13 protein-coding genes are annotated in these 10,987 nt (G+C 62.1%); 5 read left to right on the top strand and 8 right to left on the bottom strand.

Features of this window, described 5'->3' with window-relative positions; all coding sequences use genetic code 11:
- Window positions 1-3: 3 nt before the first annotated feature.
- Window positions 4-324: a Grx4 family monothiol glutaredoxin gene (gene grxD / locus VIM98_RS12475; protein ID WP_331993434.1), complete on the bottom strand. Its 321-nt coding sequence runs from the start codon at window positions 322-324 to the stop codon at window positions 4-6.
- Between the two features lie 120 nt (window positions 325-444).
- On the opposite strand from grxD, the gene sodB reads away from it, so the two are divergent.
- On the top strand, window positions 445-1,023 hold the full coding sequence (gene sodB, locus VIM98_RS12470; RefSeq protein WP_331993433.1) for a superoxide dismutase [Fe]: 579 nt from the start codon (window positions 445-447) through the stop codon (window positions 1,021-1,023).
- Between the two features lie 181 nt (window positions 1,024-1,204).
- On the opposite strand, the gene VIM98_RS12465 is transcribed toward sodB, so the two are convergent.
- Together VIM98_RS12465 and purE are read right to left on the bottom strand one after the other, a co-directional pair.
- Window positions 1,205-2,359 (bottom strand): 5-(carboxyamino)imidazole ribonucleotide synthase, encoded by a 1,155-nt coding sequence (locus VIM98_RS12465; RefSeq protein ID WP_331993432.1) that lies wholly within the window; start codon window positions 2,357-2,359, stop codon window positions 1,205-1,207.
- Window positions 2,356-2,859, bottom strand: coding sequence for a 5-(carboxyamino)imidazole ribonucleotide mutase (gene purE, locus VIM98_RS12460; protein WP_331993435.1), 504 nt, complete (start codon window positions 2,857-2,859; stop codon window positions 2,356-2,358). Before purE ends, VIM98_RS12465 begins: the two co-directional genes overlap by 4 nt.
- A gap of 68 nt (window positions 2,860-2,927) precedes the next feature.
- Between purE and VIM98_RS12455 the strand changes: the two genes are divergently transcribed.
- The 4 genes from VIM98_RS12455 (at window position 2,928) to VIM98_RS12440 (ending at window position 7,146) form a co-directional block, all read left to right on the top strand.
- Entirely contained in the window at window positions 2,928-3,200 is a 273-nt protein-coding gene (locus VIM98_RS12455; RefSeq protein ID WP_331993431.1) for a hypothetical protein, read from the top strand.
- Window positions 3,201-3,334: 134 nt separating this feature from the next.
- Window positions 3,335-5,635 (top strand): DUF1631 domain-containing protein, encoded by a 2,301-nt coding sequence (locus tag VIM98_RS12450; RefSeq protein WP_331993430.1) that lies wholly within the window; start codon window positions 3,335-3,337, stop codon window positions 5,633-5,635.
- Entirely contained in the window at window positions 5,632-6,489 is an 858-nt protein-coding gene (nadC, locus tag VIM98_RS12445; RefSeq protein ID WP_331993429.1) for a carboxylating nicotinate-nucleotide diphosphorylase, read from the top strand. Before VIM98_RS12450 ends, nadC begins: the two co-directional genes overlap by 4 nt.
- A 258-nt stretch (window positions 6,490-6,747) precedes the next feature.
- On the top strand, window positions 6,748-7,146 hold the full coding sequence (locus VIM98_RS12440; RefSeq protein WP_331993428.1) for a DUF3301 domain-containing protein: 399 nt from the start codon (window positions 6,748-6,750) through the stop codon (window positions 7,144-7,146).
- Window positions 7,147-7,151: 5 nt separating this feature from the next.
- Here VIM98_RS12440 and VIM98_RS12435 read toward each other — a convergent pair whose 3' ends face one another.
- The 5 genes from VIM98_RS12435 to petA all read right to left on the bottom strand — a co-directional run.
- Window positions 7,152-7,601 carry a ClpXP protease specificity-enhancing factor gene (locus VIM98_RS12435; protein ID WP_331993427.1) on the bottom strand — a complete coding sequence of 150 codons (450 nt, stop codon included), beginning with the start codon at window positions 7,599-7,601 and terminating at the stop codon, window positions 7,152-7,154.
- Between the two features lie 195 nt (window positions 7,602-7,796).
- On the bottom strand, window positions 7,797-8,432 hold the full coding sequence (locus VIM98_RS12430; protein WP_331993426.1) for a glutathione S-transferase N-terminal domain-containing protein: 636 nt from the start codon (window positions 8,430-8,432) through the stop codon (window positions 7,797-7,799).
- Between the two features lie 75 nt (window positions 8,433-8,507).
- Window positions 8,508-9,239, bottom strand: a complete 732-nt coding sequence (locus tag VIM98_RS12425) for a cytochrome c1 (RefSeq protein WP_331993425.1) — start codon at window positions 9,237-9,239, stop codon at window positions 8,508-8,510.
- Window positions 9,232-10,533: a cytochrome bc complex cytochrome b subunit gene (locus VIM98_RS12420; protein WP_331993424.1), complete on the bottom strand. Its 1,302-nt coding sequence runs from the start codon at window positions 10,531-10,533 to the stop codon at window positions 9,232-9,234. The genes VIM98_RS12425 and VIM98_RS12420 overlap by 8 nt, the downstream gene beginning before the upstream one ends.
- Window positions 10,533-10,987, bottom strand: a 455-nt coding sequence (petA, locus tag VIM98_RS12415) for a ubiquinol-cytochrome c reductase iron-sulfur subunit (protein ID WP_331993423.1), incomplete at its 5' end; no start/stop codon positions are given. The genes petA and VIM98_RS12420, both read right to left, overlap by 1 nt.

The following is a 10,987-nucleotide window of genomic DNA, read 5'->3' as shown; positions in this document are numbered from 1 at the left end:
GGCTCATGCGGCGCCACTCACATCGGCCACCATGCGTTCCAGCTCCCCGGCGTTCTTCAGATCTTCGATGATATCGCAGCCCCCGATCAGCTCGCCCTGAATGAACAGCTGCGGGAAAGTCGGCCAATTGGCGTAATGCGGCAGGGCCGAGCGCACTTCCGGATCGGCCAGCACGTTGACAGCATGGAAATTCGCCCCAGCCTGCTTCAGCGCCTGGGCAGCGCGGCTGGAAAAGCCGCACATGGGAAATTGCGGCGTGCCTTTCATGAAGAGCACGATGGCGTGCTCGGAAAGGACGGTCTTGATTCGCTCGTTAACGTCCATAATTTTGGGTTTTCATCATTACAATGCACGTAGACCCGTAGTGTATCAGTCGAACCACGACGGCCGTTCGGCCGGGCCGGTCCGACTCCCCTCTAGCCACAAGCCAAGGAGCCATCAGACATGGCGATTGAACTCCCCGCCCTGCCCTTCGAAAAGAACGCCCTGGAGCCACATATCTCCGCCGAGACCCTGGAATACCACTACGGTAAGCACCACCAGGCCTACGTCACCAACCTCAACAACCTGATCAAGGGCACCGAGTTCGAGAACGCGGACCTGGTCGATATCGTCAAGAAGTCCTCGGGCGGCGTGTTCAACAATGCCGCGCAGGTCTGGAATCACACCTTCTACTGGAACTCGCTCAAGCCCAACGGCGCTGGCGAACCGAGCGGCAAGCTGGCCGATGCCATCAATAAGGCCTTCGGGTCGTTCGACAAGTTCAAGGAAGATTTCACCAAGTCGGCCGTGGGCAACTTCGGCTCGGGTTGGACCTGGCTGGTGCAGCGCCCGGACGGTTCGCTGGGTATCGTCAATACCAGCAACGCCGCCACGCCGATCACCGGCAGCGACAAACCGCTGCTGACCTGCGACGTGTGGGAGCATGCTTATTATATTGACTACCGCAACGCCCGCCCGAAGTACGTCGAGGCGTTCTGGAGCCTGGTCAACTGGGATTTCGCGGCGAAGAATCTGGCGTAAGCCGGCGTAGTCGCCCCATGAAAAACGGAGCCTTCGCGGCTCCGTTTTTCGTTGCGGCATTCGCTTCGAGTCCGGGCTCGGCGCAGGTGCGCCGCAGCGTCGATACACCGGACCCGGCGCACGCTGGATTGACAATTAAAGATCGGTGACTGGGGACTCCCTGGCCTCGCCCCCACAAAGTTCAGGTGAGTTCGAGCAGCGGCTGAACCTGCGACTCTCGCTGCAGCGCCTGCGCAATACCGTGCGCGCGCAGCTTCAATGCCGCCATATCCATGGCACACACCGTCGCATGCCCCACCTTGCGTCCCTGCCTCGGCTGCTTGCCATAGTCGTGCCAATGCCCATCCGGCGTAGTCAGCACAGGCGCAGGATCGGGCAATTCGCCGATCCAGTTGAACATGGCCGAGCAGCCGCGCGCCGAGGTATCGCCGAGCGGCAAGCCAAGCACAGCGCGCACGTGGTTTTCGAACTGGCTGGTGACGGCCCCCTCGATCGTCCAATGACCGGAATTGTGCACGCGCGGCGCCATCTCATTGCCGAGCAATTCGCCATCCTTGACGAACAATTCCAATGCAAACACACCCACGTAATCCAGATGCTCGGCCAGCGTGCGCGCCAAACCTGTCGCGCGCGCCTGCAACTGCTCGATATTCGGCGCCGGCGCCAGGCTGAGCGAAAGCACGCCGTCGGTATGCCAGTTATGCGTCAAAGGCCAAGTACGGAAATCACCGTCGCGGCTACGCGCTGCCACGACGGACAACTCGCGCTCGAACGGAACGAAGGCTTCCAGAATCAGCCCATGGGCAACCGCCTGCGCGCCCAGCGCCATCCAAGCCGCATCGGCGTCCGCCAGAGCACGAATCCGGAACTGGCCCTTGCCGTCGTAGCCGAGCCGGCGGGTCTTGAGGATCGCCGGTGCTCCAACCGATGCGAGTGCCCGATCCAGATCGTCGCGCGTGTCGACGGCCATGAACGCCGGTGTATTGAGGCCACATTCGCGAAACAGAGTCTTTTCCGCCAGCCGATCCTGCGCGACCGCCAACGCCCGCGGTGCCGGAAATACATCTACGCGCTCAGCCAGGCGATGTGCCGTCTCGGCAGGCACGTTTTCGAAGTCGAAGGTCACCACGTCCACCTGAGCGGCAAACCGCTCCAGGGCCTCGTAGTCGGTCCAATCGGCGGCGATCAACGGCGCCACCTGGCCGGCGCAAGCATCCGGCGCACTGTCCACGACCAATGTCTTTACGCCCAGCGGCGCCGCAGCAACGGCCATCATGCGCGCCAGTTGGCCGCCACCCAGGATGCCCAGCACGGGCTGTCGGCGTGCCGATGTCATACGCGTGGGTCCGGGCGATCCAGCACGCTCTGGGTTTGCCGGGCGCGGTACGCATCCAGCGCCTTGGCCAGCTCAGGATCCTGCAGGGCGAGAATGGCGGCGGCATACAACCCTGCGTTGACCGCCCCGGCGCGGCCGATCGCCAGCGTGCCGACCGGGATACCCGCCGGCATTTGCGCAATCGACAGTAAAGAATCCATGCCATTCAAAGCCTTGGACTGCACCGGCACGCCCAGTACGGGCAGCCGGGTCTTGGCGGCCAGCATGCCAGGAAGGTGCGCTGCGCCACCGGCACCGGCGATGATGACCTGGATGCCGCGCGCTGCCGCTTCCTCCGCATAGCGGAACAGCAGGTCCGGCGTACGGTGTGCCGAAACCACCTGAACCTCGTGCGGCACACCCAGCTCGGTCAGCGCCTGGGCCGCATGCTCCATGGTTTCCCAATCCGAACGGGAGCCCATTACGACGCCGACGAGAGGCGGCTTGGCTGGCAAGGTCATGACGCGGTCACCCAAAAGGGGATATTGTACGGTCATTCCTCGTTCCAGCGTGCTTTTAGATAGTTTCCATGGACAAACGCCTGCTCGACACGCTCTGCTGCCCTGTCAGCAAAAGAGCCATCCGCCCAGCCAGCAAAACCGAGCTGGATGTCCTGAATGCGGCCATCGCCCAAGGGCAAGCCCAGACTGTCGCGGGCGTGGGCATCAAGGACAAGGTCGGCGAGGCCCTGGTTACGGTCGACGGCAAAGTGATCTACCGGGTCGATGACGGCATTCCGGTGATGCTGCCGGAGGAAGGTATCGGAACCACCCAGTTTCCGAATTTTCCTGCGGTCGCTTAAAACGTTCCAGCGGGCATTCCCCATGGGGAATGCCAACTGGTGCATGGCGCAAGTATGAGTTTTCACTTAGTCTTCCACTTACTTGCGGCACCGGACCGCCGCCATCGCAACGGCGACACTTCAGGGGTGTGGCGATGAAAGACGCCAGTGAGCCATCAAACATTGTCAGTTTGAGCCAGCGCCTGGATCCGTCCGGAGAGCGCGGGGGTGCGCTTTTGCATAACGTCAGGGATATCGCTGGCAAGCGACTGCAGCTTCTGGTCAACGGCATGTTCGAACATGTCGACGATGCCTTGTTCGATCTGGCCGAAAAGGCCGAGAACAACGCTGCGCAGATGCATTATTTCGACGGCATGCGGGAGGTGCGCAAGCGCCGCCCCAATGTCGAGCGCACCTTCATCAACCAGGTTACCCGTGGCTTGGCCGATTTCGCCGCCAACTATCGCAGCCCGGCCGCAGGCCAGCCTGCGGCGCCGCTGCCGATCGGCTCGGTGGAGCTGTCCCTGGTTGCCGACAACGAATTAGAAGAGTCGCTGGCCATCACCAGCATGATCGGCAAGAACGAAACGCGCCTGACGCGCGAGTTGTTCGCCGTGAACCAGCGCCTGTCGGTGATCTTCGGCGGCATCAAGATCGACGACGGCAACAACCCGATCGGCCCTTCCGCGTTGGCCCAGGCGTTCCGCCAGGCCATGCGCGAACTGGCGGCCGACATGCGCGTCAAGCTGATCATCTACAAGCTGTTCGACCGCTATGTCATGGCTTCCCTGGACGAGCTTTACCAGGAAGTCAGCAGCGAGCTCATACGCGCTGGCGTGCTTCCGCAGCTACGCCACGAAGTCCAACGCGGCGGCGCCCAGCGGGGTACGGGTACAGCCCCCTCCGCCGGCAACGCGGCCGACCCGGCGCAGATGGGCGAAACGGCAGAGAGCTTCCTCGCCGAGGATTCCAGCGCCGAGCTGCTGCAGACGCTACGTACTTTGTTCAGCGCGCGGCGCGGACCGGTGGACAATCGCGCGATCTCGCTCGGCGGGCCCTTGCAGGTTCCTACCGCCAACGAATTGCTCGGCGCACTGAGCGTGCTGCAAAGCCAGGCCGCTTCGGGCATCGCAATGGCTTCGACCAGCACTGCGGCGCTCAGTTCGGTAGAACTGGCCCACGAGGTTCAGCAGCTCAAGGATCAACTGCTGGTGCAGTTGGGCTCTCTGCGCGGCGAAAAGCCGGGCCATGTCGCCACGATGGACGAAGACACCATCGACCTGGTCGGCATGCTGTTCGAGTTCATCCTCGAAGACCGCAACCTGCCCACCGAAATGCAAGCCATGCTGGCGCGCTTGCAGATCCCGTACCTCAAGGCGGCCATCATCGACCGCAAGCTGTTCGCGCATCGCCAGCATCCGGCGCGCCGACTGCTCGATGGCCTGGCCGATGCGGCCAAGGGGTGGTCCGCCGATTCCGATCGCGACCATCGCCTGCACGACAAGATCAAATCCATCGTCGATCGCCTCTTGCAGGATTTCGACGACGACATCGGCATCTTCGACCGCCTCAATGCCGAGCTGCAGGAATTCCTCGATACCAGCCGTCGTCGCGCCGAGTTGGCCGAGCAGCGTGTGGCCGAATCGACCCGCGGCCGCGAGAAACTGGAGCAGGCGCGCCGCCGCGCGGCACGTGAGATTCTCACTCGCATCGGCGATCACAATCTGCCGCCGCTGATTCATGGTGTCTTGACCCGCGCCTGGGCCAATCACCTGGTGCTGACGGTGTTGCGTCAGGGCGAAGATTCCAACGAATTTCGCGAGTCGCTGCGTTTCGTCAACGAATTCATTGCCAGCACTCGGCCAGTACGCGACATGGAAGATCGCAAGGCCCTGCGCCAGATGCTGCCGGGCATCGAACGCGCGCTGCGCCGTGGGCTGGCCAATGTCGCCTTCCAGGAACACGATATCGAGCGCTTGCTGGCGCAGTTGCATACGTACTATCGCCACCAGTTGGGCGAAGCGGTGCCCGAGGCCGATGTGCGCGCCATCGAGGAACCGGCCACCCTGCCGATTCCGGAGAGCATCCAGCCTGTCGTAGAGCCGGATGCGCTCGACGACCCGCGCGCCGATGCCGAACCGGAGGAGCCGTTCGAAGAGAGCGCCGAGCTGCTGCAGGTGCGCGAACTCAAGCCCGGAAGTTGGCTGGAATTTACCACCGGCGAAGACAGCGTCGAGCGCGCCAAGCTGTCTTGGATCAGCCCGATGAGCGGCCGCTACTTATTCGTCAACCGTCGCGGCCTGAAGGTCGGCGATTACTCGCCGTACGAATTGGCAACCGCGATGGCGGCGGGCATGGCACGCATTCTCGATTCGACGGCGCTGTTCGATCGCGCGCTGGATGCTATCGTTGGCCGCCTGAGCCAAACTGCGGCCGCTTCCGCCACCCGAGAATGACAACACCATTTGCTTTGAATCCGCCTTCATCCGACGTGATCGAGGCGGACGTCACGCGTGCCTTTGCCGAAGACATCGGCACCGGCGACGCCACCGCCCAACTTGTTTCCGCCGATACACAGGCCCGCGCTTCGCTGACCTGCCGCGAAAATGCCGTCATGGCAGGCATCCCTTGGTTCGATGCCTGCTTCCGCCGTCTCGATCCCGACGTCAAGATCGACTGGACAGTGGAAGACAGCGACCGCGTCGACGCCGGCGAGGTCATTTGTCACTTGCAAGGCAAGGCGCGAGCGCTGCTCAGCGCCGAACGCTCCGCGCTCAACTTCTTGCAGCTATTGTCCGGCACCGCGACAACCACAGCCGAATACGTCGCCAGGATCGCCAACACGCACACGCGCATACTCGACACGCGCAAGACTGTGCCTGGCCTTCGGCTGGCGCAGAAATACGCCGTACGTTGCGGCGGCGGTCATAATCACCGCATCGGCTTGTTCGACGCCATCCTGGTCAAGGAAAACCATATCGTTGCTGCCGGCGGCATCCGCGCTGCCGTGGAAGCAGGTCGGCGGCTGACTCCGGGCTTGCTGCTGGAAGTCGAAGTGGAAAACCTCGACGAACTGGCCCAGGCCATCGCGGCCGACGTGGACCGGATCATGCTGGACAACTTCACGCCAGCCGATATGCGTGAAGCCGCGCGAATCACGGCGGGCCGCATTCCGCTGGAGGTATCTGGCAATGTCGATCTGGACACTATCGGCGCCATTGCCTCTACAGGCGTGGATTTCGTGTCGATCGGGGCATTGACCAAGAACGTTCGCGCTATCGACTTGTCGTTGCGCCTGAAGTTCGATTGAAACCTTATGGCGAGGCACGAACGTCGCGACTGAAGGGAACCTCTAAAAACTGGCTCTTCTGTGGGAGCGACTTTCGTCGCGACAATCGTGCCTTATCGCAAGTCCTTGTCGCGACTGAAGTCGCTCCCACAACGCTAGGCCGGGCTCTCCTATCCTTGTGGGAGCGACTTCAGTCGCGACGGATTGGAGGGGTACCTTCCACCCTACCGCGAGCCCGATCCGCTTGCATCCCTGCCACCCGGTCCCCACACTCGGAGCATGGGCCAGCTCTCCGACCTCATTCTGCTTCTGACGCTACTGGCGATTGTCGGCCTGTGGCTGAAGCTCAACCGCGCGCGCGAGCAGGCCGTCGAGGAAGCCCGGCGGCAGTGCCAGCGCTATGGGCTGCAATTGCTCGATGAAACCGTAGGGCTGCGCGGCCTGCGCCTGCGCCGTCTCGATGGCCGATCAGGTATCGAGCGCTGCTACGGTTTTGAGGTAAGCATCGATGGCGATGACCGCGAACCGGGCCGCCTCTGGTTGATCGGCACCGCGATGACCGGCCTGAGCCTGCCGACCATCGAGCTGCAGATTCCTGACGGTCCGCCGCCAGTTACCGATCGGAGCGACAACAAGGTAGTACCCCTGTTGCCGCGCGATCGGCGGAATTTGCACTGACAGCGTTACTTGACCACACGCAGGTGCGACGCGGAACGCTTGGGCTTCTCACCGCCCTCATCGCCTTCGCTGATCGGCGGCGGCGTATCGTCTTCAGGCCCCGACGGTGGCGGCACATCGCCCCCTTCTTCGGCCGGAAACATCATGCCCTGACCGTTCTCCTGAGCATAAAGCGCCAACACCGCATAGATGGGGATCTGGATCTGGTGACTGACGCCGGAGAAACGCGCCTGGAAACTCAGCCATTCGTTGCCCAGGTCCAGGTTGGCGACGGCACGCATGGCCAGATTCAAGACGACCTGCCCGTTCTTGATCACTTGCGGCGGCACGCGCACGCCATCGCGCATTGCATCGACCAGGATGTAAGGCGTCAGGTTGTTATCCGTAATCCAATCGTAGATGGCCCTCAACAAATAGGGCCGATTGGAACTCATCGGGATGGAATCGTCAGTCATCGATAGAGCCTGTTAAGGCCATCGCAGGCAGCCCCACCCGGGGCCGGCCCAGCGGCGGCTCATGCATAGTGCAACGCAGACCGGCTGAAAGCCAGTTCGAGCAGAGGATCGGCCTGTCGGCACGAAGCGATCATTTTAAGGGAGATCGCTTCCCAAACGATACCGTTCGGGGTTTCACACCGTGAAGGAGTTCCTCTAACGCACCTCTTGGGGCCGCATTGCTCGCTCCTCGGCAGTCAGGCTGCGGGCGAAACCCTGGCTATGGAACAGGCGCTCGCCATAATCGAGGATAGGCTTGCCCTCGCGCCCCAGATCTACGCCCAACCAGGGCAGCCGCCAGACCACAGGGGCCACCAGGCAATCGACCAGGCTCATTTCGGGATTGAGGAAAAATTTCGAGGCCTTGAATAGCGGCAGCGATGCCAGCAGTTGCTCGCGCAGGCGCTTTCGTCCGGCATCGGCAGCCTTGCCGCTCTCGCGAATCGCGGCGATCTGACTCAGCCAATCCAGCTCGATACGCACCGAAGCCAGGCGCAGACGCGCACGGGAAAGCGGATCGATCGGCATCAACGGAGGATGCGGGTAACGCTCGTCCAGGTATTCGCAGACGACCGAGGTGTCGTAGAGGGTGAGGTCGCGATCGACCAGGGTCGGCGTGCTGCCGTAGGGATTGAGGTCGATCAGGTCTTCAGGCGGCTTGCTCGGGTCGATTTCTACCCGTTCGTAGCTGACGCCCTTGGCTGCCAGTACCAGTCGAACCCGATGACATTGGACGTCGTCGGCAGTGGTGTAGAGGGTCAGTACGGTACGCGAACGTGCGCTTTGAACCATGCGCTCTTCTCCCCGTCGACGTCGGGCGGCGCCTCCCCACTAGGAAAGCGCCGCCTGTTCAGGACACCGGACGCCTTAGTGCACGTCCTTCCAGAATTCCTTCTTGAGCATATAAGCCAAGAACGTGAATCCGGCAAGGAACAGCAGCACCCAGATGCCGTAGTGCTGGCGCTGCAGGGCTGCCGGCTCGGCAGCGTACTCCAGGAAGGTGGTCAAGTCGCGGGTCGCCTGCTGGTACTCGGCCGGGGTCAACTTGCCTGGCTGGGACAGCGAAAGCTTTTCGACCGCTTCTTCACCCGGCTTCTTCTCCGCCACCTGCAGGCCCTGGAGCTCCCATAGCGGGTTGGGCATCGAGGCGTTCGGGAATACCGCGTTGTTCCAGCCCACCGGCCGGCTTGGGTCCAGATAGAACGAGTTGAGGTAACCGTAAACCCAGTCCGCACCCTTGGCGCGCACTTCCAGCGAGAGATCCGGAGGAGCCTTACCGAAGTACTGCTGTGCGTTGGCTTCGGGCATGTGCGACACGACCGGCTCGCCGAACTTGGCACCGGTCATGTTGAGGTTGTCCATCACGTCCTTTTCCGACAGACCCAGGTCCTCGGCCAGACGCGAGTAACGCACATACTTGAGCGAGTGACAGCCCACGCAGTAGTTGAAGAACAGCTTGGCGCCACGCTGCAACGAGGCCTGATCGCCGACGTTGGTGCCGGCATGCGGCAGACCGCCCTCTTCCGCGGCCAAGGCCGAAGTCGCGCCAACCAGCAGGCCGAGTGCCAGCGCAATCGAAGAAAGATACCGCTTAGTCATGCGTCGTCACCCGTTCCGGAACCAGCTTGGTCTTTTCCCAGCCAAGATGCGTGTAGCACCACAGGAACACGAAATAGCCAAAGTAGATCAGCGTCATGACGCGACCGAAGGCATTTTCCCAGAAGGTCACGTCGACATTGCCGAACCACTCCGGAATCAGCTCGGCCACGACGCCGGCACCCACCGCGCCCAGCGCGATGAACGAGACGGCGAACAAGCCCAACGACCACTTATAGCCGGCGCCGCGATAGCGGATCGAACGCACCTTGCCGGCATCGATCCAGGGCAGCACGAACAGCAATGCAATCGCGCCGAACATCGCCAGCACACCCCAGAAGGCGGTGCCGAAGAACGACGGAATCATGCGCAGAATCGCGTAGAACGGCGTGAAGTACCACACCGGCTTGATGTGCGTCGGCGTCACCAGGTTGTTGGCCGGAATGAAATTGTCGTGTTCCAGGAACCAACCGCCGAAAGTCGGCGCGAAGAAAATGATGAAAGCGGCGATGATCAGGAAGAAGCCCACGCCGAACAGATCCTTCACCGTGTAGTACGGATGGAAGGGGATGGCATCGGCCGGCTTGTTCGCGTCCCAACGGTTGCCCTTCGGGCCGTGCTTGACGTCGACGCCGTCAGGGTTGTTCGAACCGACTTCATGCAACGCGGCCAAATGCAGCACCACCAGCAACAACAGCACCAGCGGCAATGCGATCACGTGCAGCGCGAAGAAGCGGTTGAGCGTGGCGTCGGCAGGCAGGAAGTCGCCCATGATCCACTCTTGCAACGTGCTGCCGATGAACGGCACCGTGCCGAACAGCGAAATGATCACCTTGGCGCCCCAGAACGACATGTTGCCCCACGGCAACACATAGCCCATGAAGGCCTCGGCCATCAGCACCAGGAAGATCAGCATGCCCAACAGCCAGACCAGCTCGCGCGGCTTGTGGTACGAGCCATACATCAGGCCACGGAACATATGCAGGAACACCACCACGAAGAACAGCGACGCGCCGGTGGAGTGCATGTAGCGGATCAACCAGCCCCATTCCACGTCGCGCATGATGTACTCGACCGAGCTGAAGGCTTCCGCCGCACTCGTCTTGTAGTTCATGGTCAGGAAGATGCCGGTGACGATCTGGTTGACCAGCACCAACAGGGCGAGCGAACCGAAGTAGTACCAAAGATTGAAGTTCTTCGGTGCGTAGTACTCGGTCATGTGCTTGCGATAGGTCGGCGCCAGCCCGGGCGCGCGCTCGTTGACCCAATCGCCGATGCGTGTGAACACGTTTGCCATCAACCTTTCTCCCCGGGAGCCACGCCGATCTGGATGTGCGTGTCGTCGATGAAGTGGTAGTCCGGCACCAGAAGGTTCTTCGGCGCGGGCACACCCTGATAGACGCGGCCGGCCATGTCATAGCGTGACTTATGGCAGGGGCAATAGAACCCGCCCTTCCAATTCGGGTCGAACGGTTCGGGCTTCATCACCGGAACGAAATCGGGGACGCAACCGAGATGCGTGCACAGACCGACCAGCACCAGCCATTCGGGCTTGATCGACCGGTTGATGTTCTGCGCGTACTTCGGCTGCTGCTCGACGGAGATCGCATCGGACTTCGGATCGACAACGCGACTGTCCTGGCTGGGCAGCGCATCGAGCTGGGCCTTGGTGCGATTGACGACGAAAACCGGGAGGCTGCGCCACGCGAAGGTGACCATCTGGCCCTCTTCGATCTTGCCGATATCGGCGG

The sequence above is a fragment of the Dyella sp. genome (genome assembly GCF_036568765.1).
In the GTDB taxonomy this organism is placed as follows: Bacteria; Pseudomonadota; Gammaproteobacteria; order Xanthomonadales; family Rhodanobacteraceae; genus GSA-30.
Note: the sequence above shows the minus strand (reverse complement) of the source record. Positions and strands in the feature narration are given on the sequence as shown.